Genomic DNA, 24,522 nt, shown 5'->3' on the forward strand with positions numbered 1-24,522 from the left:
TAATTAATACTTCGGGTTGGCTTTGCTCACCCATTTGCTGCCCTTCAGACTGAACCGCCACGGCAAGAGCGCGTCTGCCCCGGCGTAGGCTACCCCTACTCTGGGTCCGCTCACAATGTCTTCCTCGGGCACTTGTGTTCCGCGGTCTTCCAGCCAAATCTGGGAATCCGATAAACTGGTGCCGTTGTGTTGGGTAGAGATGCCCAGCGCCTGCGTAACCAAGCCAGGGCCCGCGGTAAGCCGAGGCTCTATCTTTGTTAAACCTCGGCGGAGCTTCATTTCTTCCAGGCCTTCGGTAGGTTCAATGGCCCTGATGAGCACGGCATCGGCGGTGCCTTCCACGTTGGTCACAATGTTGAACAGGGAGTAAATGCCGTAGATGAGGTATACATACGCCACACCGCCCTGAGCGTACATGATCTGGGTGCGCTTGGTTCTACGGCCCAGGTGGGCATGGCAGGCGGCATCGTTCAGGCCAGAATAGGCTTCGGTCTCCACAATCATGCCGCCGGTGAGCACGCCGTCAAAACAGGAAAAGAAGTATTTGCCAATGAGGCTATGGGCAATGGACACCACATCTGGGCCGGTGTAAAAGCTTTCCGGGAGTTTCTGCTGAACAGCCATGTTTTATTTCTGCTTAACGAACACCTCGGTAGCGCCGTCTACAATAATATTACTGACCACCAGCGTATTCTCGCCGCAGAACCAGAACTGGTACCCCACCGGCGGCAGGCTCTGCCCTACCACATTGAAGGGCTGCCGCTTCCCCTGTAATTTACCGTTCACGTACTCTTCATACTCCCCGTTGGCAAAGAACGTGAGGGTTTTGGTGTAGCCCATCTGCTCCCCGGTCAGGAATTCATCTTCCTTCACGCCCACGTAGTTAGACTGGATGCCCCGCAGTTCCCATTTACCCACAAGCCACTCCGCCGCGGTAGCCGGATCTGTGGAGGTGAACTCGCAGAGCGTTACCGGCGTGGTATCTCCCGCATTCTCCGCAGAAGAACCGTTCTGGGGTTTGTCTCCGTTGGTTTGGCAGGCAGCCAACAGTACGGTTAAGATCAGGGCGGCAGGAAACAGCTTCTTCATGGCAACAGCAGTCATTTAGGTAGGAACGGCAAGAAAGCGAAAAGAAACACACCGCGCCACGCCCAGCAAGGGAGCAGCGCGGTGTGAAGTTTAGCGTTTTTTCTCCACCGCCTTCTGAATGTTGAAGTAAACCTCCGTGAGGTTGAGTTTATTGGGCGTTTGCAGGCTCACCAGGTCATATTTGTTTTCTACCAACTGCGGCCGGCCTTTCTGCCGAAGCCCCACCACGGTTAAAAACATATACTCATCGCGCGGCGCGTTGAGGACCACCGCGGTTTCTTTGGACCTGCCGTTACCGCTGGCCTTAATGGCCGCCATAAGCCCTTCAAACTTGGTGAGCCATTTCTTGCTCTCCACCTGGTTATTCATCTCGCCGTAGGCCATGTGCATAAGATACATCACGTCCAGGTTGAAGGGGTCTTTGGCCAGCAGGGTCTTGCCGGTGCTGATAATCTCAGGGAACCGCTCGTACAGCAACATCTCGTTCAGGGCATCGGACTTGTCATTAGGTTTGTGGGGAGCGTAGCCGGGCTGCATGGTCCAGCCGTAGTAGAGGTGCTTGTACTCGTCAACGGTCAGTTTGTTGTCGTTGGCGTGGTAGCGCTTCAACAAGTTGGGGTAATACATCCGTGATTTGGGCGAGGTCACTTCTTTGCGGATGGCGTCATAGTTGATTTTGGAAACCACCTGCGCCTCCCCGGCAAATCCTAAACCCAGGCACAGCACACTTAGCAGCAAAATTTTTTTCATGGATTGTTCAGAAAAGTAACACGGCAAGCCGATTGCAAATACAGTGCTAAAAACTGTAGCCCCGCTAAAAAGTTGCGTACGCGCTGCCGCTCCCCTTTCTGCCGGCTTCCGTTTAGCGCCCGTTTTTTCTAAAACAACGCCAAACCAGATCGCCTTCGCGCCATCTCAGCCCAAATTAATTCACTGAGCTTCAAATGGTATTCTTTCCACCACTTCCAAAGAGGTAACCAATATTGTGCCGCTGCTCTTCTAAAGCAAGTTGGCGGTGCAGAAGTCTTTTCATGTTTAAAATTCTTCCAGTTCTAAAAAAATAAAAGTCTGGCAGCGCACCACTACCAGACTCCGTATGAAAAACGAAATGCGTTTAGGGGCTGTTTTTCCAAAAACGGCCCCTAAACGCATTTCATCAATTTATCCCCAGCGATTTTGATTTATTTACTTTTCTCAGCCGCACCGGCGAGTCTGCTTCAATCACTTCTTTGGTGTATGATTTGGTCATGTGTTCCACGGGCATTTCAATGTTGAAATAGAGTTTTTCGGCCTCCAGTTCATTGGGGGTTCTCAGGGTCTGCACATCAAACTTCTGCTTCACCAAGCCTTGGCTGGTAGGCTCCAGACCCAGCATTCCCAGGATGGGGTACTCGTCCTGCGCCGAGATCACCACCCAGGCGCTTTCCTCAGACCGACCATCGCCGCTGTCCAGGATAGTGCGCAGCAGGCCGCTGAACTTCAGGAGCCACATGCGGGCCTCAGCGGGCTCTTGACGCATATCGGCCAGGCTGCCCAGCCGGAAGATGATGTTGAGGCTGAACGGTGATTGGGCATACTCCTGCAAGAGCAGTTCCTTGGCCTCGTCTAACCGGCCTTGCTCCACCATTTTCATGGCCGCCAGTTCGCCCATGCCGCGGCCGTAGGGCGTATAGCCGGGCTGCTTGGTGTAACCGTAGTAGAGGTGGTGGAAATCAAAGAACGTGAGCATGGAGTCATTGGCCATGTAGCGCTCCAGCAAATGGGGGTAGTAAAAGGGGGAATCTTTGTCTTCAATGGCGCTATAGACTTTGGTAAGGTCCACGTTGGAGATGGTCTGAGACATGCCTCTAAGGCAGCACAGGCATAGCATAAAGCTTACAAGTAAAGAACGTTTCATGGTTTTGGCTAATTTTGAAGACAACACCTCCCGCGGCCTCGCCTTTAATATATTATATTCATAACCTCTTCTACGCAAACAATTTAAGGTTGATTCTACTTTTAAGTTAATTTCTAAAAAAGACTCCCTAAACGCTTATTTACAATTCATATTTTTTCTTCGGGCCGCCGTAGCGCCTTATGTAAACTTGCCGTACCTTTGCGCCCGATATTGGTGACACCCCGGCCATCTGCCGACGGTGTCTTAAAAGGGAATCAGGTGTAAAACCTGAGCTGTACCCGCAACTGTTATCTTCAAAAGATTCTGCCCACCGCATGCCACTGTCTGCTTTACCAGATGGGAAGGCCGGGCCAGAGAAGAGAGCCAGGAGACCTGCCAACGTCATACATTCACCTGGAGGCTTTCGGGAAAAAAAGCAGCAAGGATGGTGGCCCGGCATGGGCTGGCATTTTCGGTTATTTCTTCCGCTTTAGTCTCCTCTGCTTTCACCAAGCCGAGGACATGACACAACGTGCAGTATTTTTTGCTTACATACTAGGGCTGGCCAGTACCCTGCTGGCGCCAGAGACCTATGCCCAGACGCAGCTGCCAGACACGGTAGAACTGCGGGCGGTAACGGTGGCAGGCCATAAATACACCCGCTACGCCGCTGGTTCCCGCACCCAGTCCATAGACTCCCTGCTCCTAAGCCGACAGCCCGGCATTACCCTCGCCGATGTGCTCCAGCAGCGCAGCCCCCTGTACCTGAAAAGCTACGGCAACGGCATGACGGCCACCGTCGCCTTTAGGGGTACCACTGCCAGCCATACCGCCGTGCTTTGGAACGGGCTCAACATTGCCTTGCCCACGCTGGGGCTGACAGATTTTGCCTTGTTGCCGCCTTCTGCCCACACGCAGGTAGCGTTGCAGCATGGGCCCGGCGGGGCCTTGCACGGCAGTGGGGCTGTGGGCGGCACGGTTCTCCTCAACAATCCGGTTTCTTTTGAGCCCCGGCGCGAAGTACAGGTACAGCAAGAACTGGGTAGTTTCGGGCATCGGCGGAGCGCCGCCAGTGGTTCATTCTCCAACGGCCGCCTTTCTCTCACGTCTTCGTTTACCCGCACCGCGTCTGACAATGATTTCCGGTTCAGGAACACCACTGTTTTTGGGGCGCCCCGGGAAACCCAGCAGAATGCCGCCTTTAAGCAGACCAGTTTCGCCCAAGATCTGCATTACAAGCTTTCCCAGAACCAGCGGCTCACGGTACGGGGCTGGTACGTGAAGACCCACCGGCAGATTCAGCCGTCCATGGGCAGCGCCAACAACCATGCCGTCCAGGACGATGAAAACCTCCGCCTGATGGCCGAATGGCAGGGGCAGTTGGCTGGCGGTACCACCACCGTGCGGGGCGCGTGGTTCAAAGACCGCCTGGATTACGCAGAAAACGGAACCCCGTCTCTTTCCACGGTTTCTACCTATCAAAGCCAGGTGGAACATGAGCGCCAGCTGTTGCCGCACCTCCTGCTACAGGTAGGCGGCGAGGCCCAAGTATTTAAAGCGGAAGTAGGCGGTTACAGCGGCAACGTAGATGAAACCAGGTTCTCGGCCTACAGCTGGCTCAGGTATACTCCGGTGGATAAGCTACAGATCAACCTCAACGTGCGGCAGGCCTGGGTGCAGAGTTTCAACCCACCGTTCACCCCTACTTTGGGCGCTAACTATACGCTTCTCGCTACCGAAGGGAATACCCTCACCGCCAAAGCCAATGTCTCGCGCAGCTACCGGGTGCCTACCTTGAATGACCGTTTTTGGTACCCAAGCGGAAACCCAGACCTGAAACCGGAAAACGGCTGGGGCTATGAAGCGGGTTTGGTCCATGCGTTCCAGCAAGGCAAACTAACTGGCACTACAGAAATAACAGGATACCGTCTTAAGGTAGAGGACTGGATCCAGTGGCAGACCAGAGGCGCATACTCAGAACCCGTGAACCTGCAGAACGTGCGCGGCTACGGCATGGAAGCAGATTACCGCTGGAATTTCCAAGCGGCCGAAAATGTACTTCTCTCCGGCGGTCTGGCCTATGCTTACACCATTTCTGAGCAAAAACTGCCCAATGCCTGGGCCGAACTGCAAGACCGCCAACTGTTTTATGTACCCAAACACAAAGTAGCCGGCTGGGCCGAGGTACGTTACCGCAACTGGTGGCTGGCCACGGATGCTACTTTCACCAGTAAGCGCTACACAGACAATGACAACAACAACTGGCTGGACCCTTATGCCCTCATAAACGCCAGCATAGGCAAGACCTTCGCCTGGCGCACCTTTGAGGCCCAGTTACAGGCGCAGGTGCAGAACCTTTCCAATACCGTGTACCAGACCATGGCCTACCGCGCTATGCCGCCGCGCAACTTCAGAATATCGCTCGGGCTTAAATGGGCCCAGCAGCCTTAAACCAATTCTTTTACTCACTTAACTTTACTATGAATCTTACCCAACTCAAGAAGCACTTCCTGTACGCACTGCTGGGCAGTACCCTGCTTACCACCGCCTGTGACAGCGATAATGAAGACAACAGCCCCAAAGGCGCGTATGAACACGGCGTGTTTATCACTAACGAAGGTGCTTTTGGACACGGCAACGCTGAGATAAGCTACCTACTGCCCCAGACTAAGACGGTGCAACCGGAGCTGTTCAAGCAGGTAAACAACCGCCCTCTGGGCGATGCCGCCCAGTCCATCATGTTTGTTGAGGACAAAGCCTATATTGCCCTCAACGGCAGCAATAGAATTGAGGTAGTGAATGCCTACTCCTTCGCCTCCACCGGCGTGATCAACGGGTTGGAGATTCCCCGGTACATGGTCGCCCTTAACAGCAGAAAAGCATACGTGACGGAATACGTGGGCTACGAATTCTTCGGGTACACCGGGCCGGGCCGCGTTTCTGTGCTGGACCTCACCACCAACACCGTCTCCAAAACCATTGACGTGGGCAAACTGCCTGAAGGCTTGCTCCTCCACAACGGGAAACTGTACGTGGCCAACAGTGACGGAAACACCGTCTCCGTGATCAACACCACCACAGATGCGGTAGAAACCACCCTTACCGTAGGCGAAGGCCCTAAGTTTCTGGTACTGGATGCCAACCAGAAGATCTGGGTGTTAAGAGGCGGATATTCAGAGGCGGGCGCTCTGGTGAAGATTGACCCGGTCAACAATCACGCCATCACCAGTTACACCCTGCCGGGCGAATCTCTGGGGGCGGGTCAGCTTACCATCAACGGAGCGAAGAACACGCTTTACTACTCTTACGGTGGCCGCATCTATTCCATGTCTACCACGGCTACCGCTGCCCCTACCGCGCCCATCATCCGTAGAGACCCGTATGGTTTGGGCATTGACCCAGAGACCAATGTTCTGTACCTGGGCATAGGCGACTTCAGTTCCAACGGCTGGGCCATCCGGTACCAGCCATCCGGCACCGTTATTGACTCATTCCAGGTAAGAATAGCGCCCAACGGCTTCTCTTTCAGATAAGGCGTTTAGGGGCCGTTTTTTGAAAATCAGGCGCAAAACGCAGAACCGCCAGCTCTTTAGGGTTGGCGGTTCTGCGTTTTATCTGTCCAGGCAGAAAAGAAAAAGCGCAGTACAGCGTTTCTGAATCACAACTCCATCAAAAGCTATTACTTCTAATTTTTCTACCTTAGCAGGATGAACACAGATTTCCCTTTCATCAGGCAGGCACTGTCTGTTTTTTTTGCTGCCCTTGCGTTTGGGTTCTCCGGCTGTGAGGAGGAAACGAAGGAGTTGGTTCCCACCTATGAGGCGGGAGTCCTTATTTCCAGCGCCACCACTACTCCCCCCGCTAACGGCAACCTGAGCTACTATGACCGTGGCACCAACACCCTGGAGCCCGATATCTTCAATAAAGTGAATAACCAGTTCCTGTCTGGCGGAGTGCGGTCCATGACAAGCGCCTTTGACAAAATGTACCTGATTACAGATGCCCGACAGGTAGAGGTACTCATGGCCAATACCCTTCTCCTCTCCGGTGCCATCCAAGAAATAGAAGACCCGCAGCGGATGGTAGCACTCAACAACCAGCGAGGTTTCATAAGCAACTGGATCACCACCCTACCAGCCTCCGGACAGGTGGCGGCACCAGACTCCGGACAGGTCCTGGAAGTGAACCTCCGCACGCTTGCTGTCATAGACACCATTAAAACCGGCAAACAACCCACGGCTATGGCGCTTGCGGGTACCCGTCTGTTTGTAGCCAACCTAGCTGAAAATAGGGTGAACGTCATCAACACCACCACCAACCGCGTAGACACTACCCTTACCGTAGGTGCCGCGCCCAACAGCATGGTCATAGACGGCGCAGGGTTCCTCTGGATCTTGTGCGGCGGGAAATCCGGCGCGGACGCTACCAAAGGTCAGCTGGTACGTGTCACGCCCAACAACCTGCTCAACAAAGCCGTGGTGTTTGAATTCCCCAATGCAGCCACTACGCCCACCAGCCTCACGCTCAGCGCCTCCAGAAACCGTCTGTATTATTTGTACAACGGCGTTTACCAAATGGACATAGCCGCCACCGGCTTACCCCGGAACCCACTCATTCCGCGGGCGCTAGAAACCGTTGCCCAAGACCCCAATGATGGTTTTCTGTACACTTCCAGAACGGCCAGCACCGAGAATTGGGTCATCCGGTACCGGAGCAACGGAACCGTAGTAGACTCTTTCCAAGTGCAGGGGCCACCCACCGGCTACCACTTCAGATAAGCGTTTAGCGGCTCTTTTTTTGAAAACAGGCCTAAAACAATGAAGCCTGCCCTTAACCGGGCAGGCTTCATTGTTTTAGGGTTCTATTGCACCATGTTAATTGCCGGTGCTTGTATTACTTCCGGCGGCGGCGCCAACCCCTGGTCTGGTTGAGCCACCGTTACGCTCTCTCAGTTTGTCTTCCTGCTGGTCGTAGATCGCTTGGTTTGTGGAGTCGGTGCCGGTGGTGTTGAGGTCATCCTGGCTATTGTCTGAGACACCCTGAGGGTTATTTTCAGTGGGGCTTTTATCCTTGAAGTCACTTTCTTCCACGTTGGTCTCGCCTTCATTGGTGCCGGTGCTGCACGCCGAGGTGCCTACCATCAAGGCACCGCCCAACAGCATGGCCCAGGAAAGGCGTTTTAGGGAAATCATTCGCTTTTTCATAGTTCTGGTTCAGTAGAGTGGCACATAAGCGGCCGGCAGCGGGGCTACGGGCCTTGTCCAGAGGTAGTACGGGCTTCGTTGTCTTTGAGTTAACCCGCGGGGGCCATTAGGGCTAATTTGTGAGATGGCTGGTTTGGGCTTAACCTTAACGGGCCTTGTCTTCGTACAACGGGTACCCCCAGATACCCTGGCGCAGGTAGTTTGTATAAGTTTTACTTTAAATAAGGAGACCAAGCCATGACCAAAGGAAAAGGTGACAACAGCCCTAAGCAACATAGACCAGACCAAGACCGCAGCTGGCGCGACATCAACAGCCAAGACGATAATCTCAACAACAGCAACCGGCACAACAACAACCCGCCGTATGAAGGCTCCCCGGAGACCCGGTCCAATCCGCAGGCTTCGGGCAGCGGAAACCAGAAGTCGGCGAACGGCAGCCAGAACGATGACTTCGGGGCCGGCGTAAGCGGGCAGCCCAACAACAGCCATAACCACAACCCAGACCAGGGCAACAACCCGCCCAAGTTCCAGGATGGTCCCGTAGCCGGCGGCGCCGACAATACCCGCGGGGAGAACGTACCGTCCAGGGAAGGACACGGCGGCGGAGCCAAGAAAGGGAAATTTGACCCAGAGCAACACAGTCCGCAGGGCTCGCACGCCAACCCCTCAGATACCCGCGGGTCTGATTCTTCTGACAAAGAGTTCCGGAACAACCAACCCAATGCCAGCACCCTCAAAGGGCACAAGGACAAAGAAGGGCTAGGCAACGAGAAAGAATAATGTCATCTACTGAGGCAGCCGTTTAGGGGCTGTTTTTTCAAAAAGACCCGGGAAACGCCCGGGTCTTTCTTTTTAAGGCGTATCATCCTAGGTTTGGGCAAGAAACCAGCTTTGCCGTATCTTCGCAGAAGCGTTTGCACCGGCAGCGTAACCAAAAGCGTATGGAAGCACAACAGAATATCATCACCCCAGAGGTAGTGGCGCAAAGCCTACCGTTTAGCGGCTACCTGGAACTGGTGCGGGCGGCAGTGGCCCAGGAAAAGACCACCGGTCTGGAGCAGTCTGCTTTTCTGGCCCAACTCACCAAAGACAACCTGGCCATTATGGAGCGCACGTACCAAACACCGCTTGAGCCAGATTTGGTGAACCTGCTGCGCGAGGTACCCCGGCCCCAACTGTGGCTGGTGCTCACCGAAGGCTGGTGCGGAGACGCCGCGGTACATCTTCCGGTGCTGGCCGCGCTGGCCGATCAATCGGCGGAGATTGAGCTGAGAACGGTGCTGCGCTCTGAACAACCCGCCGTCATGGACGCCTACCTCACCAACGGCGGCAAAAGCATTCCCAAACTGATTGCGCTGCACGCCCAGACGTTGCAGCCTCTTGGTACCTGGGGGCCGCGCCCGCAGGTGTTGCAGGACTATGTGCTGGAACTGAAAAAGCAGGAACTGCCCCTGTTGGACTTCATTAAAAAGTCTTTGCAGCACTCAGAGGAAGACAACGGGCAGGCGCTGCAAGCCGAATTACTGCACCTGCTCCCCCACTGGGTGAGAGCCTCTTTGACATAACATGGCCAAAACAATCAAAAGACACCCCTTCCAGCGCGACTGGCGGCGCGACCTGCTCATTGCCGCGCTCATTAGCCTGTTGCTGGCCATGGCCTTGCTGCTCTACACCTTCGGGCTCACCAGTGATTTTATCCTGCGGCTGCTCAACGCGTTTCTGGCCATCTTTATTCTGGGTGCGGGCACGGCCTTTGTCATTGTGCCCGGGGTGAACTGGGTGTTTCAGCGCTTCTTCGGGAAAAAGACGAAGGCAGCATCGGCCGCCAGGCCCAAACGAAACACGCCCAGAGCCCCTAAAGCGCCTACCTGGGAAGAATAGCCTACATCCCACACTCTTTAACTGCACTTCTGTGCGTTGTTTCCTGTTATACCCGTAGATTCACACGTCAATAACTCACTTCATTGTCCATGGAACATCATTTGCATATCAAGAACATGGTCTGCCCGCGTTGCATTGCCACGGTAACGGAGGTGCTCACGCGCCAGGGGCTAACGGTGCGGGAAGTGAAGCTGGGTGAGGCCTTGGTCACAGGAGACGTGCATGAACCGGCTGTTGCGGAGGCTCTGTGGGAACAAGGCTTTGAACTGTTGCAGGAAAAAGACGAACAGCTCACTGACCTCATCAAAACTACCTTGCTGGAGTACCAGCGGCACCTGGAAGAGAATTACCAGCCCCTGACCACCTCTGTGTATCTGGCGGAGAAACTGGGCTTGTCTTACCAGCACCTGAGCAAAGTTTTCTCCCAGCAGACCGGCACCACCATTGAGAAATACCTCATCAGGCTCAAGATTGAACGGGTGAAGGAGCTCATCTCCTACGGCGAGCTTACCTTAAGCGAGATTGCCCACCGGCTGCAGTACAGCAGCGTGCAGCACCTTTCCAACCAATTCAAGAAAGTGACCGGCACCTCCGTGACAGATTATAAGAAAGCCCCAACCGCTGAGCGCCTGTCACTGGATAAACTCGTGTAATAGCGTCAATTTCCTTTTTAGAACAACGTCTGGGATGCCTGCGCGTAAACCTTATTAAGCGACACCTGTTCGCGTAAGGTTACCGCAGTAGTGTGTGAATGTGCCTTATCCTTGTTTCATTTAAACCTGAACGTATGCACAATTCCCAAAACCGTCCCGTCATTGATGCTTTACAAGAATGTATTCTGGCCTGTGAGCACTGCGCTTCTGCCTGCCTGCAGGAAGAACATGTCAAGATGATGGCCCGCTGCATCCAACTGGACCGCGACTGCGCCGATATCTGCCGCCTCACCGCCACTTTGCTGGCCCGCGGCTCCGTGCACGGCAAGCACCTCCTGCGTGAATGCATTGAGGTCTGCGAGGCCTGCGCCGCCGAATGCGCCCAACATGACCATGACCATTGCCAGGCCTGCGCCGAGGCCTGCCGCCGTTGCGCCGAAGCTTGCCGCAGTCTGGCCGCTTAATTTAAACAAGCCCTTTACACTTTGTCAGCCGTTTGCGTTTAGCGCCTGTTTTTGGAAAAACGGGCGCTAAACGCAAACGGCTGACGTTCTTACACAAGAACCACTTCATATCCGTGGCGGGCTAAAATTATATAACCCAGGGGCGTAATCATGTAACGCGCTTCCTCCCTAGACTTTGTTCCTTTACTCCGTACTGCACCTGTTTCAGCGGCACCAAAAGAATCTAACGCTTTCCTGTCATGGCACACTCGCACCCATCTTCGCACGGCCATTCCCACAGTCATGGGCATAGTCATGGTTTACCGGCCTCGGGACACCTGAACAAGGCTTTTCTGCTGGGCATTGGCTTGAACCTAGTTTATGTAGCGGCCGAAGCCTGGGCCGGCTGGTGGTACAATTCGCTGGCGCTGCTCTCAGACGCGGGCCATAACTTCACCGATGTCATTAGTCTATTGCTGGCTTTCTTCGCCCTCAAGATGGCGCAGCGCAAGCCAACCTACCGCTTTACCTACGGCTTCGGGAAAAGCACTACGTTGGTCTCCTTGCTCAACGCCATGTTGCTGCTGTTGGCGGTGGGCGCCATTGGGTGGGAAGCCATAGAACGTCTGGGCACTGCCCCCAGCCTGAACGGCACCGCCATATCGGTAGTAGCCCTGGTAGGTATTGTGATCAACGGCGCCACCGCCCTGCTCTTCCTCCGGGACAAAGACCATGACATCAACGTGAAAGGCGCCTATCTGCACATGGCCGCCGATGCCCTGGTGAGTTTGGGCGTGGTAGCGGGCGGCGTGACCATGTACTACACCAACTGGTTCTGGGTAGACGCCGTGCTCAGTCTGATCATTATTGTAGTGATTGTCTGGAGCACCTGGGGCTTACTGGTAGAGTCTCTACGGCTCACCCTAGACGCCGTGCCGCAGGGGCTTGATGTGCGGGTCATCAGGGAACATTTGCTGGCCACGCCCGGGGTAGTGCAAGTGCATGATCTGCACGTGTGGGCCATGAGCAGCACGGAGAACTCGCTTACCGCCCACCTGGTGGTGGAAAACACGTACCAAGACACCCAACTCACAGAAATACGGGAAGAATTGGTGCACCACTTCGGCATACAGCATGTCACCCTTCAGGTAGAAAGAGGGGCGGTTAACCAAGCCTGCGTCAAAGCGGGGGTGTATCATTAACTTGCCGTCATCTGTTTAGCGGCTATTTTTCTGAAATGAGGACTAAAACAGTTCGTCTTCCTCTTGCCCGCTCGCGTATAAAAAGGTTCACCAAACTTCAAGCCTATGCGTACCGAGTTTAAACCGGCCATTGACGCGTTACTGGCCTGTATTGCGGCCTGCGACCATTGTGCCACTGCCTGCTTGCAGGAAGAAGAAGTAAAAAAGATGGCACGCTGCATTCACCTGGACCTGGACTGCGCCGATTACTGTCGGCTTTCTGCGTCATTCCTGTCAAAAGGTTCTGAACATGCCCGGCTGGTGCTGCGCCAGTGCATTGAAATCTGCGAAGCCTGCGCCGTAGAGTGTGAACGCCATGCCCATGACCATTGCCAGGCCTGCGCTGCCGCCTGCCGCAGGTGCATAGAGGTCTGCCAGGAACTCATTCCTAAAACCGATCCCTTGAGTGAGCTTTTGTCTGTGGCCAACGCCTCAGATTCTGAATAGCCGTTTAGGGGCCGTTTTTGGAAAAACAGCCCCTAAACGCACCCATGACAGCCTCCTTTGCCACGGCCGGGGAGGCTGTTTTCATACTGCAAAATCCTGTACCTCTTTTTCAAAATTATGTAAGTTTAGTAGCCAGGGAGCAGCCTAGTTTTGCCTATCAACACAAGGTAAACAAGTGCCATGCAACCAGAGAACCACACGTTCCTTTTTCCGTCCGAAGCTGCTCTTTATGACGCCATCGTGGTGGGGGCTGGTCAGGCCGGGCTGGCGATGGGGTACTATCTGAAACAACAAAACCAACGTTTCCTGTTGCTGGAGCAGTCCCTGGCGGTTGGCCAGACCTGGAGAGACCGGTACGATTCCCTAAAACTGTTCACCCCGGCGGAATACTGTGCCTTACCGGGTTTACCCTTATCCCTGCCCCAGGGCCACTACCCCACCAAAGACCAGATCGCCGATTATCTTCACCGCTACGCACAGCACTTCCGGCTCCCGGTGTTGCTGCGCCAGAAGGTAGTATCGCTTACGCGGGAAGGGAATCTCTTCCACCTGCAAACAACCCAACATCACTTCCAGGCGCGGCAGGTCATTGTGGCCACCGGGCCGTTCCAGGTTCCTTTTATTCCTACGTACGCCACAGCACCGGGCAAAGAGGTGGTACAGGTGCATAGTGCACAATATCGTAATGCCGGGCAGCTTCCTGCGGGACGGGTATTGGTGGTGGGAGCCGGAAACTCCGGGGCACAGATAGCCGTGGAACTGTCCCAAACGCATGAGGTGCATCTTTCCGTAAAGAAACCGCCCCGCTTCTCGCCCCTGCGCAAGTGGGGGAAAAGCGTGTTCTGGTGGGCCACCAAAACCGGGGCTATCTATGCACCGCCCTCCACTTTCCTGGGCAGGAAACTACTTCAGCAGAACGATGTCATTTATGGCCATGAGCTGGAACAGGCGCTCAAGAAAAGGGAAATCACGTTGCGGCCATTGATTATAGGATTCAATCAGCAACACGTCTACTTTGAAGACCATACGCTGGGCAGCTTTGAGAGCATTGTTTGGGCCACGGGTTTCAGGCCATCGTATGAGTGGCTTCAGATTCCGGAGGCGTTGGGACCGAACGGATGGCCCTTGCACCAGCAGGGCATCAGTCCGGTCACCGGTCTGTTTTTCCTGGGACTCTCCTGGCAACGGAGCCGAAGCTCGGCTCTCTTGCTAGGCGCCGGCCGTGATGCCCTGTTTATCTCGCGGCAGCTTACTTAAAATTATGTAACAACGGTATACAAAGCTGTAACGCCGCGCGCGCTTGCGGCCCGTACCTTTGTAACAGAACTAGAATCAGAACCTCAACCAATAGATATATGGCCACCTTGACCAAAGAAAAACCCGCCATAAAGAACAGTTTTCCGGTAGAGGGCATGACCTGCGCGGCCTGTGCTGTGAGCGTAGAGTCTATGCTGCAGGCCCAACCCGGTGTCCAGAGCGCGGCGGTGAACTTCGCCAACAAAACAGCCCTGGTTGAATACGCCTCAGGCACTGACCTCTCCCAACTGCAGAAAGCCCTCCAGAGCGTGGGCTATGACCTGCTCATCCAGCAGGAGGAGGCCACGCAGGAGGCGCAGGAGGCCCGCGAGCAGGAAGCGTACACCCGCCTCAAAACCAAAACCATTTGGGCGGCGGCACTGTCTCTGCCCGTGGCCGTGATTGGCATGTTCTTTCACCATATGCCCTACGGCAACTGGATCATGCTGGCGCTTACCCTGCCGGTGGTGTTCTGGTTTGGCCGCAATTTTTATGTAAACGCGTTCAAGCAAGCCCGCCACGGCAAGGCCAACATGGACACGCTGGTGGCCCTGAGCACCGGCATCGCGTTTCTGTTCAGCGCCTTCAACACGTTCTATCCGCAGTTTTTCCTCTCCCGCGGGCTGGAGCCGCATGTCTATTATGAAGCGGCCACGGTCATCATCGCGTTTATTCTTTTAGGCAAGCTGCTGGAAGAACGCGCCAAATCCCGCACCAGCGGCGCCATTAAAAAGCTCATGGGCCTGCAGCCGAAAAGCGTGAAAGCCCTCCGTAACGGCCAGGAAATAGAACTGCCCATTGAACAAGTACTGGTAGGCGATATTCTCCTGATCCGCCCCGGCGAGAAAATTCCCGTGGACGGACGGGTGGTCAGTGGCTCTTCATTTTTAGACGAAAGTATGATCAGCGGCGAGCCGATGGCCGTGGAGAAAAAAGCCGGAGACCAGGTGTTCACCGGCACCATCAACCAGAAAGGCAGCTTGCAGATTGCGGCGGAGAAAGTTGGCGCAGAAACGCTGCTGGCCCAGATCATCAAGATGGTGCAGCAGGCGCAGGGCTCCAAAGCGCCCGTGCAGAAACTCACCGATAGAATTGCCGGTATCTTTGTGCCAGTGGTGATTGGGATTGCGCTGCTGAGCTTCGCGGCGTGGTACTTCCTGGGAGGCGATAACAACGTAACCCACGCGCTGCTGGCCCTCATTACCGTGCTCATTATTGCCTGCCCCTGCGCCCTGGGTCTGGCCACCCCTACCGCCATTATGGTGGGCGTGGGCCGCGGCGCCGAAAACGGAATCCTGATCAAAGACGCCGAATCTCTGGAAACTGCCCATAAACTCACCGCCGTGGTGCTGGATAAAACTGGCACCATCACCAAAGGTCGGCCCGAGGTAACGGAGCTGCACTGGGCGGTTCCAGAGGAAGAAACAAAGGGCTTGGCTCCTGTTTTGCTGGCGCTGGAAAACCAGAGTGAGCACCCGCTGGCCGAGGCCGTGTCTAAACACCTCACCGAGCAGGGCGTGCAACCGGCGGTACTGGAGCAGTTTACCAGCGTGACCGGCCGCGGCGTGCAGGCGCAGTACCAGGGCCAAACGTTCTGGCTGGGCAACGAGAAGCTGATGCAGGAAAACGGCCTCCAGTTTAGCCCCGATTTGGAAAAAACGGCCGCTAAACGCAAAGCCGAGGCCAAAACCGTGGTCTACGCCGGCACGCAGGGACAGGTGGTGGCGCTCATCGCCATCGCTGATGCTATTAAAGAAACTTCGGCGCAAGCCATTAAAGAGATGCAGCAGTTGGGCCTGCACGTGTACATGCTCACGGGAGACAACGCCCAAACCGCCGCCGCCGTTGCGCAACAGGTGAGCCTGCAACATTTCAAAGCCGAAGTGATGCCCCAAGACAAAGCCGATTTCATCCAGGAACTCCAGCGCCAGGGCCACGTGGTAGGCATGGCGGGCGACGGCATCAATGACTCCCAGGCGCTTGCCTTGGCAGATGTAGGCATTGCCATGGGCCGCGGGACGGATATTGCCATGGATGTGGCCAAAATCACGCTCATGCACTCAGACCTGCGCGCCATTGCCAAGGCCATTAAACTGAGCAAGGCCACGGTGCGCACCATCCACCAGAACCTGTTCTGGGCCTTTATCTACAACGTGATCGGGATTCCGGTGGCCGCCGGGCTGCTCTACCCCATCTGGGGCTTCCTGCTGGACCCCATGCTGGCCGGTGCCGCCATGGCCTTGAGTTCTGTGTCTGTAGTCACCAACAGTTTACGCCTCCGGACGTTAAAATTATAGATTGTTAATTTCTCATTGTTTATTGATTTCGAGTTGATTCTTCATTTCTAATTCTTAATTCATCATTACCCTTATGTCGACATTAAAATTCAAAACTAATATTAAGTGCGGTGGCTGCATCAGTGCCGTAACACCAACCCTCAACGCTACGGAAGGCATCCAGAACTGGGGCGTTGACACCAACAACCCAGACAAAATCCTGACGGTGGAAGGCGATATTTCTGCCCAGCAAGTAGTGGAAGCCGTGAGCAAAGCAGGCTATAACGCTACTCCGGTGCAGGAGTAATTCTGCTTAGTTCCTAAAAAAGCAAGGCCACCCGTTGAAAGGTGGCCTTGCTTTTTTAGGAGTACTTGATAGTTTGGGTTCTAGTAGATTTTCACGAAGAGAACGGAAGCTGCTTGGGATCTATTCAATACGCTCTAATGCGTTTAGCGGCTCTTTTTCTGAAATCAGGCCTAAAACGTTAGTGGGTTACCGCACATAAAGAATTATAGTTTAGCTTTGGTCAATAAGTTCACCTCTGGACCGTTCCTCTGTAAACGCACCATTCAGCATGAGCAAACACCTACTGTTCGGGTTCCTCCTCGTCTTCGCCTCCGTTTTTACCCATCTCTGCCAGGCCCAAATCTCAGACAGTGTTCGTGCCGCTCCTTCTTCCACGGCATCGCATAGGTACTTGCTGCTGGCTAAAACCGGCTCGCTGGCCCGCTACAGGATGTACATTGGCGAGAAAATCACGTTCAAGCGACATCAGGACGAAGGGTTCAAGACCTTGCCCATTCTGGACATCAGGGACAGCACGCTGTATGTGCAGGGCTTGCGGGTTCCCCTGAAGGACATAGAAAAGATCAAGCTCAAAAACCACACGGGCGGCCGAAAAGTGGCCAACTTCAGCGGGGCGTTCCTCAAAACGGCGGGCACCATTTTCACGCTGGTGGGCGCCATCAATTTCCTGACCAACCTCAATGAGAAGTATGACCGACAGGACGGTTTGCACACCATGGGCGGGGCCGCCGTTCTGTTTGCGGCCGGCACAGTATTACAGGCCATGCGCTACGGCACGTACACCATCAATGAAAAATGGACGCTGAAAGTCATTGAGATGTATTAACCTCTCTAAGACCGTCACCGTCCATTCCTGTTTTAGCTCTGTTTTGAGAAAAAGGGCCGCTAAACGCACCTCTTCCCCTATTTGATTAGGAGCTGCAAGACAGCATGGAGCAACCGGCTTTCTGGCTGGCCCAGTCGGGGCGTTTGGCGAAGAACTCATCATGCTGGCTTGAATACGGGTCTTTCAAGGCGGCCTGTAATTTCAGGAACAGCGTGTTCTGTCCTTTCTCCAGTTCTTCAATGGCTTGGTGCAGCAGGTAATTTCTCAGGATGAACCTTGGGTTGTTCTCCCGCATCTTCTGCACCGCTTCTTCCTGGGCCATGGAATTGGCCTTGCGCCGAAGCTGGTAGTCTTTTATCAAGGTGTGCAGAAGTTCCCGCTCGCCTGTTTCCAGTTCGCGGTAGAAGCTGGGTTGGAAATGGCCCACCACGGTCTGCTGCTCTTGCACGTCCTCCGGAAGCTCCATGAGCAACTGGAAGAAGATGGTCATGTCCAGATTGAGGGTAGCCATAGTTTCAGAGAAGCGCCGGATCAGGTCCTGGTCGGCCTCCGTGGGCGCATCTAGCCCCAGTTTGCCGGCCATCATGGCGTAGTACTTCCGGTAGAAAACCTCTTCATACGTTTCCAGCACCGCTACCAGTTCCTGCGTACCCGGCAAGAGCGGCGCGATGGCGCTGGCCAGACACCCCAGGTTCCAATACGCAATGTTCGCCTGCTTCCCGAAGGCGTAGCGGCGGCCGGGCAGATCAGTGGTGTTAGGGGTGAAGTCGGGGTCGTAATCGTCCAGGAAGGAATAGGGGCCGTAGTCAATGGTGAGGCCCAGGATAGACATATTGTCGGTGTTCATGACGCCGTGCACAAAGCCTACGCGCATCCACTCCACCATTAGATGAGCCGTTCTTTCCAGCACTTCTTTGAACCAATCCAAAATGCGGTTCTCCCCGGTAATATGCGGATAGTACCGGTCAATGGTCCAGTTGACCAGCTGTTGCAAATTCTCGGTTTCTTTTCTGGCGGCAGGCATCTCAAAGCTCCCAAAGCGCAGGAAACTGGGCGCCACGCGCATTACAATAGCCCCAGGCTCATACGCCGGATTGCCGTTGTAAAACATATCCCTGATGATCTGGTCTCCGGTGGAAACCAAGCTGAGGGCGCGGGTAGTGGGGACGCCCAGGTAGTGCATGGCCTCGCTCATGAGGTACTCCCGCACCGAGGACCGCAGCACCGCCCGCCCATCGGCACGGCGGGAATACGGAGTAAGGCCCGCGCCTTTCAGCTGTAGTTCCCAAGATTTTCCGTCGGGGGCTTCCCATTCGCCTAAGGTAATAGCACGGCCATCGCCCAGCTGCCCGGCCCAGTTCCCGAACTGGTGCCCGGCGTAGCAGGCGGCGTAGGGGTACATGGAGGGGGCCACGTGGTTCCCGCCCAAAACATCAATGTCTTTCTGGTCAGTTGGTTTCTCTATGCCCAGTTCCTGCGCCAGCTCATCTGACCAGGCCAGCAACTCCGGTTTTTTCACCGGCGTGGGCAGCGCTTTGCTGTACAGGACGCCGGGGGTCTGCCGGGGCTTCACGTTGCCGCTGTCATCGCCGGGAAAGGCCTGGACAAATTCATTCTTATATTCTTTGTTGCTTAAAGTTTGCATGGTTTCCTTTTTACAGATGTTCTCGCCGACTCCCGGGTCTGCCTAAAGCAGGCAGGGGACCGGCCTCTTCCTTCAACATCTTTCAGGCGGAAATAGTTAAGATGGCAGTCTGTTTAGCGGCTCTTTTTCTGAAAACAGCCCTAAAACAGAAACTTATTCTTTCTTCTTCTCGCGGTTGGCGCTTGCCCAGGGCGTCAGTTTCCAGACTTCCATGAAAGTAACGGCCACCACCGCCAGCCCCGCCGCCCGCTGCCACTCGGCCCAGCCGAAGGCGACAGGAATGGAGAAGATTTCCCTGATGCCGGGCAGCACCGTGAGGCCGTACAACCCGAAGCACAGCAGCACCGCCCCCAGCACATATTTGTTCTGGAAAAAGCCGGCGCCAAAAACGGTCTGGGTGTTGGAACGGGCTGCAAAAGTCTGTAGCGTACGCGCCAGAATCAAGGTAGTGAACGCCATGGCCACGCTCATCTCCGGCGAATGCTGCATGCCCAGCCACTGCGAAATGATCACGGCTATCCCAATCATCAAGCCCCGCATAAGCACACTGCGCAAAGTGCCACCGGCAAAAATGCCCTCGTTGATGTCGCGCGGTTTGCGGCGCATCACGTTGGGTTCGGCTTTCTCTACGCCCAGGGCAATGGCGGGCAGGGAGTCATTGAGCAGGTTGATGAACAGCAGCTGAATGGGCGTGAACGGGTTAATCCAGTCCAGCGCCAGCGCGAACAGAATAGCGATGATAGCTCCTAAGTTGCCCGCGAATAAATAGGCGATGGCTTTCTTGATGTTGTCAAAGACGGTGCGGCCCACAGCCACGGCGCTCACAATGGAAACGAAGTTGTCATCGGTGAGAATCATAGCGGCGGCGTCTTTGGCTACATCGGTGCCGCTACCCATGGCCACCCCAATGTCGGCTTGTTTGAGGGCGGGGGCATCGTTCACACCATCGCCGGTCATGGCCGTGATTTTGCCTTTCTTCTGCCAGGCCCGCACAATCCTGATCTTATTCTCCGGCGAGACGCGGGCGTACACGGCAATATCTTCCAGCTTCCGGTCCAGTTCCTCGTCTGAAAGACGGTCCAGTTCCTGCCCGGTCACGGCAATGTCATTTTCGTCCATGAGGCCAATCTGTTTGCCAATGGCGCGGGCGGTGGTCTTGTGGTCGCCGGTGATCATAACGGTTCTGATGCCCGCTTTCTTGGCGTCTTCAATGGAGCTATAGACTTCTTCGCGCGGCGGATCAATCATGGCCAACAGACCCACGAGTACTAGGTCATTCTCTTCGTCAAAGGTGACCGCAGCGGAGGCCGAGAGCGGTTTATAGGCGAAAGCCAGCACCCGCAGCGCCCGGTCTGAAAACGCTTCGTTCTGGTCTTGCAGGTGTTCTTTCAGGTCTGGGGTGAGCGGCTGTTCCTGTCCGTTCACCAGAATGCGCGAGCAGCGGGAGAACACTACGTCTGGGCCGCCCTTGGTTAAGAGTAGGCGCTGCCCGTCTAAGGTGTAGACGGTAGACATAAGTTTGCGGTCTGAGTCAAAAGGCAGTTCGGCCTCACGGGTGTGCTGCTCCCGCAGTTGCCGGTACGGCAGGTTTTTGCTGTTGCTGTACGCGATCAAGGCTATTTCAGTGGGGTCACCTACTTCGGCACCGTCTTCGTTGATCTGGGAATCATTGCAGAGCACGGCCACTTCCATGAGTCGCCGCTCAGAATCTGACCACTGGGCATGATCATCTGGTAACTCCGGGGCCGTTTTCTGGGGCACGAAATAATCCACTACCGTCATTTTGTTCTGGGTGAGGGTACCGGTTTTATCTGTGCAGATGACGCTGGTGGAGCCCAGGGTTTCTACCGCCGGAAGTTTTCGGATGATGGCGTGGCGCTTGGCCATTTTATTGGTGCCCACGGCCAACACAATGGTCACAATGGAGGAAAGGGCCTCTGGGATGGCCGCCACCGCCACCGCTACGGCAAACATAAAAGCCTTGAGCAGGGCGTTGGTCATGTTCCCAGTGTCGCCCCCCAGCCAGACACGCGCCGCTTCCACCCCGAAAATGAGGATACACAGCGCCAGAATGGCCCAACCTAATTTCTTGCTGAACGCCGCGAGTTTGCGCTGGAGCGGGGTTTGTTTGGCCTCGGCGGAGGCCAAGAGCCCGGCAATTTTTCCTATCTCGGTTTTATCGGCGGTAGCCGTTACCACAAATGAGCCGCGGCCATAGACTACCAGCGCGCCGCTGTAGACCATGTTCTTGCGGTCGCCTAAGGCTACGTCTTCCGGAATGGCGTCGGTGTGTTTTTCCACGGCTTCAGACTCGCCGGTGAGCATGCCTTCGTCTACGCGCAGGGAACCGCTTTCCAGCAGACGCCCATCGGCAGACACGAAATCGCCGGCCTCCAGCACCACCACATCACCGGGCACCAGTTCGCGCGCGGCAACAGATTGAGTAACGCCATCGCGCAGCACTTTGGCAGACGGCGCCGACATCTGGCGGAGAGCATCCAGGGCACCTTCGGCTTTTTTGGTCTGCACCACGCTCACAATGGCGTTGAGCACCAGCACGGCAAAGATGATGACGGCCTCTATGACCTCACCCAGCACCAGCTGCACCGCCGCGGCCAGCAGCAGCACAATGACCATGGGGTCTTTGAAGGTTTCTAGCAGCAGTTTGAAGACGGAGTCGCGCTCGGCTTCCTGCAGCTCATTGTAGCCGTGGGTCTGGAGCCGCTGCTGGGCCTCTGCTCCAGAGAGCCCTTGCTGGGGGGTGTTGAGTTCCTGTAAAATCTCTTGCGTGGGACGCTGGTAAAATTCCATATATCTAAGGATTGACTCGCTTTTATTACTGGTAATACGGGCTGCACCTCTCTCCTGCTGTTCACGCTCCCCCTCTGGATGCAAGCTCTTTCTTAACGGCTTCTACGGTAGATTTATATAAGTCTCCCGCCGGTTCCTGAAATTTCGTGCATATGCCCCGTACACCGGGCATGTGGCCTCGCTGGTTTAGGGCTGTTTTTGGAAAAACGGCCGCTAAACGGGTACCTACGCCAACAGCCCTTTTAAGGTGTCTACGGCTCTGGAGGCCACAAATTCTGTTACGGTGAGTTCCACCAGGTCTTGGTACACAAACGGGTCTTCCTGCATGAGCTCCTCTACCGCTGTCTTGCTCACGGCCTGGCAGAAAATGAGGCCGCCGGTGCGCGGAACTTTTCGGCCGGAGGCCAGGAAGTTGCCCTTGGCGAAGTGCTTCTCCACGAAGGCCAGGTGCTCGGCCATAAAGGGTTCTACCTCAGAGAAGGCACCCTTGTAGGTAAGTTCTATCAGGAACATAATTAGGACACTTGTTTTACCCAAAGCTACGGCAACTTTCTGTTTAGCGGCTCTTTTTTGGAAAAGAAGCTCAAAACAGAACGCCCTCTTCTAAACTTGGCCCGAGCAATAAAATTATGCACAAGTCTTACCGAATGGTGTTAAACCCCGGTGGCGGGCCTGCGTTTTCTTTGTAGCAGATTTTCACCCAATTACATACTGCATTTATTATGAAACGAATTTTCACCCTCAGCATAGCTTTTTCCTTCCTATGTTTTACGGCTGCGGCGCAGCACGAGCACCACACGCCGCCCGCAAAGAAAGAAACGAAGCAGGAGGTAAAGCCCGCTCCCAAAAAGCAAACGGCCGCCCCTGCTCATGTCACGGCCAAGCCATCTAAGGCACAGCCGAAGAACAATAAACCCGCCCCGCCGCCGGCGAAGACAAACCAGAAAATCCAGCCCTCGGCTACGCCGAAAAAGCATGCTGCCCCTAAGGTGAAAGCGACACCGCCAGTCACGCACCAAGACCACTCGCAACACCACATGCCCGCCGCTGATTCCGCGGGTAAACACCAAGGGCACCAGATGTCTGCTGACAGTATGAACCGAGCAAAGACAACCACCCATGAAGGACATACCATGCCCATGGACACCGCCAAAGACCATCAGCACAACCCCGGCATGCACATGAACCACGGCGCCATGGCTTCTGACACTACGCAGCACGCAGGCATGGGAATGGGCGGCATGAGCCACTCGTTCTCGCGCAACCTGCCCATGAACCGAAACGGCTCCGGCACCAGCTGGCACCCAGACGCCACGCCCATGTACGGCTACATGAAACACGCCGGCGACTGGATGCTCATGTTCCACGGACAACTCTGGCTGCGCTACAACCGACAGGATATTTTTGACAAAGGCTCGCGCGGCGATTCTCAACTGGATGCGCCCAACTGGTTTATGGGCATGGCGCAGCGCGAGGTGGGCCGCCGCGGATTGCTTCGCTTCAGCGTGATGTTGAGTCTGGACGAACTGACCATGGGCGACCGGGGTTACCCGCTCCTGTTCCAGAGCGGCGAGACGTATGGCGGCGGCAAAAGACTGGTAGACCGCCAGCACCCGCATGATTTGTTCTCAGAGATTAGTGTGGGCTACACGCACATGGTGAACGAAGACGTGGACGTGTACGGCTTCTTGGGTTATCCTGCCGAGCCAGTGATTGGTCCGCCCGTGTTCATGCACCGCATCTCGGCGTTCAACAACCCGGAGTCGCCGCTGGGGCACCACTGGCAGGACGCCACCCACATCACGTTTGGGGTGGCCACGCTGGGCTTCCGGTACAAGAACTTCAAGCTGGAAGGCTCCAACTTTACGGGCCGCGAACCCGATGAAAACCGCTATGACTTTGACAAAGCCCGCTTTGATTCGTACGCCGCCCGTCTGTCTTACAACCCCACTGAGAATTGGGCACTGCAAGTATCCAGAGGTTGGCTGAAGAGCCCGGAGTCCTTGGAGCCCGAGGAAGACGTGACGCGCACCACGGCCTCTGCCTTGTATAGCCGAGCATTAGCCGGGGGCGGAGACAGATTCTTCACCTCGGCGCTGATCTGGGGCTTTAACGGCGGCGGCCACCACCAGGAGCATTCGGCCATTGCCGAAGCTAACCTGCAGATGAACAAAACCGCGGTGTACGGCCGCTATGAGTACGTGCAGAAAACACCTGGCGAACTGGACCTGGCCAGCCAGTTTGACCACCATGAGGTCTTTGACGTGCACGCGTTGACCTTGGGCACCAGCCAGCGCGTGGCGAATTTTGCGAATACGTATTTGACGCTGGGCGTACAGGCCACTGTTTTCGCGCCAGATAAATTACTGAAGCCGTTGTATGGCAAGACGCCCGTTTCCGGGGAAATCTACCTGCGGTTGAACCCAGGCTTGATGATGGGCGGGGGTAAGAAGTCTGGGGCTTCTGGGATGGAACATCAGCATTAAATGAAAAACCAGCTTCCGTTTTTGGCTTATTTTCTAGAGAA

At 55.3% G+C, this 24,522-nt stretch carries 23 protein-coding genes and 1 riboswitch; of the genes, 15 read left to right on the forward strand and 8 right to left on the reverse strand.

The window, feature by feature from the left end; all coding sequences use genetic code 11:
* Window positions 1-3: 3 nt before the first annotated feature.
* The 4 genes from EFA69_RS01475 to EFA69_RS01490 all read right to left on the reverse strand — a co-directional run bounded on the left by EFA69_RS01475 (window position 4) and on the right by EFA69_RS01490 (window position 2,932).
* Window positions 4-624 (reverse strand): DNA-3-methyladenine glycosylase, encoded by a 621-nt coding sequence (locus EFA69_RS01475; RefSeq protein WP_123131307.1) that lies wholly within the window; start codon window positions 622-624, stop codon window positions 4-6.
* Window positions 625-627: 3 nt separating this feature from the next.
* On the reverse strand, window positions 628-1,089 hold the full coding sequence (locus EFA69_RS01480; RefSeq protein ID WP_123131308.1) for a hypothetical protein: 462 nt from the start codon (window positions 1,087-1,089) through the stop codon (window positions 628-630).
* 90 nt (window positions 1,090-1,179) lie between these two features.
* Window positions 1,180-1,839: a DUF4919 domain-containing protein gene (locus EFA69_RS01485; RefSeq protein ID WP_123131309.1), complete on the reverse strand. Its 660-nt coding sequence runs from the start codon at window positions 1,837-1,839 to the stop codon at window positions 1,180-1,182.
* A 406-nt stretch (window positions 1,840-2,245) separates the two neighbouring features.
* Entirely contained in the window at window positions 2,246-2,932 is a 687-nt protein-coding gene (locus EFA69_RS01490; protein ID WP_221175648.1) for a DUF4919 domain-containing protein, read from the reverse strand.
* A gap of 248 nt (window positions 2,933-3,180) precedes the next feature.
* Window positions 3,181-3,380: riboswitch (cobalamin riboswitch) on the forward strand.
* Between the two features lie 107 nt (window positions 3,381-3,487).
* Between EFA69_RS01490 and EFA69_RS01495 the strand changes: the two genes are divergently transcribed.
* The 3 genes from EFA69_RS01495 (at window position 3,488) to EFA69_RS01505 (ending at window position 7,743) form a co-directional block, all read left to right on the forward strand.
* Window positions 3,488-5,416: a TonB-dependent receptor gene (locus EFA69_RS01495; RefSeq protein ID WP_123131311.1), complete on the forward strand. Its 1,929-nt coding sequence runs from the start codon at window positions 3,488-3,490 to the stop codon at window positions 5,414-5,416.
* 29 nt (window positions 5,417-5,445) lie between these two features.
* On the forward strand, window positions 5,446-6,498 hold the full coding sequence (locus EFA69_RS01500) for a YncE family protein (RefSeq protein ID WP_183906651.1): 1,053 nt from the start codon (window positions 5,446-5,448) through the stop codon (window positions 6,496-6,498).
* Window positions 6,499-6,672: 174 nt separating this feature from the next.
* Window positions 6,673-7,743: a YncE family protein gene (locus EFA69_RS01505; protein WP_123131313.1), complete on the forward strand. Its 1,071-nt coding sequence runs from the start codon at window positions 6,673-6,675 to the stop codon at window positions 7,741-7,743.
* 96 nt (window positions 7,744-7,839) lie between these two features.
* On the opposite strand, the gene EFA69_RS01510 is transcribed toward EFA69_RS01505, so the two are convergent.
* The gene (locus tag EFA69_RS01510; protein WP_148041224.1) at window positions 7,840-8,169 is read right to left on the reverse strand and encodes a hypothetical protein; all 330 of its coding nucleotides are present in this window, start codon (window positions 8,167-8,169) and stop codon (window positions 7,840-7,842) included.
* A 237-nt stretch (window positions 8,170-8,406) separates the two neighbouring features.
* Between EFA69_RS01510 and EFA69_RS20465 the strand changes: the two genes are divergently transcribed.
* The 11 genes from EFA69_RS20465 (at window position 8,407) to EFA69_RS01565 (ending at window position 17,539) form a co-directional block, all read left to right on the forward strand.
* Window positions 8,407-8,949, forward strand: a complete 543-nt coding sequence (locus tag EFA69_RS20465; protein WP_245964462.1) for a hypothetical protein — start codon at window positions 8,407-8,409, stop codon at window positions 8,947-8,949.
* Window positions 8,950-9,110: 161 nt separating this feature from the next.
* Window positions 9,111-9,734: a thioredoxin family protein gene (locus tag EFA69_RS01520; protein WP_123131315.1), complete on the forward strand. Its 624-nt coding sequence runs from the start codon at window positions 9,111-9,113 to the stop codon at window positions 9,732-9,734.
* A gap of 1 nt (window position 9,735) precedes the next feature.
* Complete coding sequence (locus tag EFA69_RS01525) at window positions 9,736-10,050, forward strand: hypothetical protein (protein ID WP_123131316.1); 315 nt, start codon at window positions 9,736-9,738, stop codon at window positions 10,048-10,050.
* A gap of 89 nt (window positions 10,051-10,139) precedes the next feature.
* Complete coding sequence (locus EFA69_RS01530; RefSeq protein WP_123131317.1) at window positions 10,140-10,703, forward strand: AraC family transcriptional regulator; 564 nt, start codon at window positions 10,140-10,142, stop codon at window positions 10,701-10,703.
* A gap of 134 nt (window positions 10,704-10,837) precedes the next feature.
* Window positions 10,838-11,167: a four-helix bundle copper-binding protein gene (locus tag EFA69_RS01535; RefSeq protein ID WP_123131318.1), complete on the forward strand. Its 330-nt coding sequence runs from the start codon at window positions 10,838-10,840 to the stop codon at window positions 11,165-11,167.
* 239 nt (window positions 11,168-11,406) lie between these two features.
* Complete coding sequence (locus EFA69_RS01540; protein WP_123131319.1) at window positions 11,407-12,348, forward strand: cation diffusion facilitator family transporter; 942 nt, start codon at window positions 11,407-11,409, stop codon at window positions 12,346-12,348.
* 105 nt (window positions 12,349-12,453) lie between these two features.
* Window positions 12,454-12,834, forward strand: coding sequence for a four-helix bundle copper-binding protein (locus EFA69_RS01545; RefSeq protein WP_221175649.1), 381 nt, complete (start codon window positions 12,454-12,456; stop codon window positions 12,832-12,834).
* A gap of 180 nt (window positions 12,835-13,014) precedes the next feature.
* Window positions 13,015-14,091: a flavin-containing monooxygenase gene (locus EFA69_RS01550; protein ID WP_123131320.1), complete on the forward strand. Its 1,077-nt coding sequence runs from the start codon at window positions 13,015-13,017 to the stop codon at window positions 14,089-14,091.
* 98 nt (window positions 14,092-14,189) lie between these two features.
* The gene (locus EFA69_RS01555) at window positions 14,190-16,427 is read left to right on the forward strand and encodes a heavy metal translocating P-type ATPase (protein ID WP_123131321.1); all 2,238 of its coding nucleotides are present in this window, start codon (window positions 14,190-14,192) and stop codon (window positions 16,425-16,427) included.
* 73 nt (window positions 16,428-16,500) lie between these two features.
* On the forward strand, window positions 16,501-16,713 hold the full coding sequence (locus EFA69_RS01560) for a heavy-metal-associated domain-containing protein (protein WP_123131322.1): 213 nt from the start codon (window positions 16,501-16,503) through the stop codon (window positions 16,711-16,713).
* Between the two features lie 268 nt (window positions 16,714-16,981).
* Window positions 16,982-17,539: a hypothetical protein gene (locus tag EFA69_RS01565; RefSeq protein WP_148041225.1), complete on the forward strand. Its 558-nt coding sequence runs from the start codon at window positions 16,982-16,984 to the stop codon at window positions 17,537-17,539.
* 85 nt (window positions 17,540-17,624) lie between these two features.
* On the opposite strand, the gene EFA69_RS01570 is transcribed toward EFA69_RS01565, so the two are convergent.
* The 3 genes from EFA69_RS01570 to EFA69_RS01580 all read right to left on the reverse strand — a co-directional run bounded on the left by EFA69_RS01570 (window position 17,625) and on the right by EFA69_RS01580 (window position 22,508).
* On the reverse strand, window positions 17,625-19,184 hold the full coding sequence (locus EFA69_RS01570; RefSeq protein ID WP_123131324.1) for a protein adenylyltransferase SelO: 1,560 nt from the start codon (window positions 19,182-19,184) through the stop codon (window positions 17,625-17,627).
* A 153-nt stretch (window positions 19,185-19,337) separates the two neighbouring features.
* Window positions 19,338-21,995, reverse strand: a complete 2,658-nt coding sequence (locus EFA69_RS01575; RefSeq protein WP_123131325.1) for a cation-translocating P-type ATPase — start codon at window positions 21,993-21,995, stop codon at window positions 19,338-19,340.
* A 225-nt stretch (window positions 21,996-22,220) separates the two neighbouring features.
* Window positions 22,221-22,508, reverse strand: a complete 288-nt coding sequence (locus tag EFA69_RS01580) for a YciI family protein (protein ID WP_123131326.1) — start codon at window positions 22,506-22,508, stop codon at window positions 22,221-22,223.
* A 209-nt stretch (window positions 22,509-22,717) separates the two neighbouring features.
* On the opposite strand from EFA69_RS01580, the gene EFA69_RS01585 reads away from it, so the two are divergent.
* On the forward strand, window positions 22,718-24,481 hold the full coding sequence (locus EFA69_RS01585; protein WP_123131327.1) for a hypothetical protein: 1,764 nt from the start codon (window positions 22,718-22,720) through the stop codon (window positions 24,479-24,481).
* Window positions 24,482-24,522: the final 41 nt, after the last annotated feature.

The sequence above is a fragment of the Rufibacter immobilis genome (assembly GCF_003721565.1).
GTDB lineage: Bacteria > Bacteroidota > Bacteroidia > Cytophagales > Hymenobacteraceae > Nibribacter > Nibribacter immobilis.

Coding starts and splice junctions, on each gene's coding strand:
- EFA69_RS01475 (WP_123131307.1), bottom strand. CDS start 624: ATGGCTGTTCAGCAGAAACTCCCGGAAAGCTTTTACACCGGCCCAGAT.
- EFA69_RS01480 (WP_123131308.1), bottom strand. CDS start 1,089: ATGAAGAAGCTGTTTCCTGCCGCCCTGATCTTAACCGTACTGTTGGCT.
- EFA69_RS01485 (WP_123131309.1), bottom strand. CDS start 1,839: ATGAAAAAAATTTTGCTGCTAAGTGTGCTGTGCCTGGGTTTAGGATTT.
- EFA69_RS01490 (WP_221175648.1), bottom strand. CDS start 2,932: ATGTCTCAGACCATCTCCAACGTGGACCTTACCAAAGTCTATAGCGCC.
- EFA69_RS01495 (WP_123131311.1), top strand. CDS start 3,488: ATGACACAACGTGCAGTATTTTTTGCTTACATACTAGGGCTGGCCAGT.
- EFA69_RS01500 (WP_183906651.1), top strand. CDS start 5,446: ATGAATCTTACCCAACTCAAGAAGCACTTCCTGTACGCACTGCTGGGC.
- EFA69_RS01505 (WP_123131313.1), top strand. CDS start 6,673: ATGAACACAGATTTCCCTTTCATCAGGCAGGCACTGTCTGTTTTTTTT.
- EFA69_RS01510 (WP_148041224.1), bottom strand. CDS start 8,169: ATGAAAAAGCGAATGATTTCCCTAAAACGCCTTTCCTGGGCCATGCTG.
- EFA69_RS20465 (WP_245964462.1), top strand. CDS start 8,407: ATGACCAAAGGAAAAGGTGACAACAGCCCTAAGCAACATAGACCAGAC.
- EFA69_RS01520 (WP_123131315.1), top strand. CDS start 9,111: ATGGAAGCACAACAGAATATCATCACCCCAGAGGTAGTGGCGCAAAGC.
- EFA69_RS01525 (WP_123131316.1), top strand. CDS start 9,736: ATGGCCAAAACAATCAAAAGACACCCCTTCCAGCGCGACTGGCGGCGC.
- EFA69_RS01530 (WP_123131317.1), top strand. CDS start 10,140: ATGGAACATCATTTGCATATCAAGAACATGGTCTGCCCGCGTTGCATT.
- EFA69_RS01535 (WP_123131318.1), top strand. CDS start 10,838: ATGCACAATTCCCAAAACCGTCCCGTCATTGATGCTTTACAAGAATGT.
- EFA69_RS01540 (WP_123131319.1), top strand. CDS start 11,407: ATGGCACACTCGCACCCATCTTCGCACGGCCATTCCCACAGTCATGGG.
- EFA69_RS01545 (WP_221175649.1), top strand. CDS start 12,454: ATGCGTACCGAGTTTAAACCGGCCATTGACGCGTTACTGGCCTGTATT.
- EFA69_RS01550 (WP_123131320.1), top strand. CDS start 13,015: ATGCAACCAGAGAACCACACGTTCCTTTTTCCGTCCGAAGCTGCTCTT.
- EFA69_RS01555 (WP_123131321.1), top strand. CDS start 14,190: ATGGCCACCTTGACCAAAGAAAAACCCGCCATAAAGAACAGTTTTCCG.
- EFA69_RS01560 (WP_123131322.1), top strand. CDS start 16,501: ATGTCGACATTAAAATTCAAAACTAATATTAAGTGCGGTGGCTGCATC.
- EFA69_RS01565 (WP_148041225.1), top strand. CDS start 16,982: ATGAGCAAACACCTACTGTTCGGGTTCCTCCTCGTCTTCGCCTCCGTT.
- EFA69_RS01570 (WP_123131324.1), bottom strand. CDS start 19,184: ATGCAAACTTTAAGCAACAAAGAATATAAGAATGAATTTGTCCAGGCC.
- EFA69_RS01575 (WP_123131325.1), bottom strand. CDS start 21,995: ATGGAATTTTACCAGCGTCCCACGCAAGAGATTTTACAGGAACTCAAC.
- EFA69_RS01580 (WP_123131326.1), bottom strand. CDS start 22,508: ATGTTCCTGATAGAACTTACCTACAAGGGTGCCTTCTCTGAGGTAGAA.
- EFA69_RS01585 (WP_123131327.1), top strand. CDS start 22,718: ATGAAACGAATTTTCACCCTCAGCATAGCTTTTTCCTTCCTATGTTTT.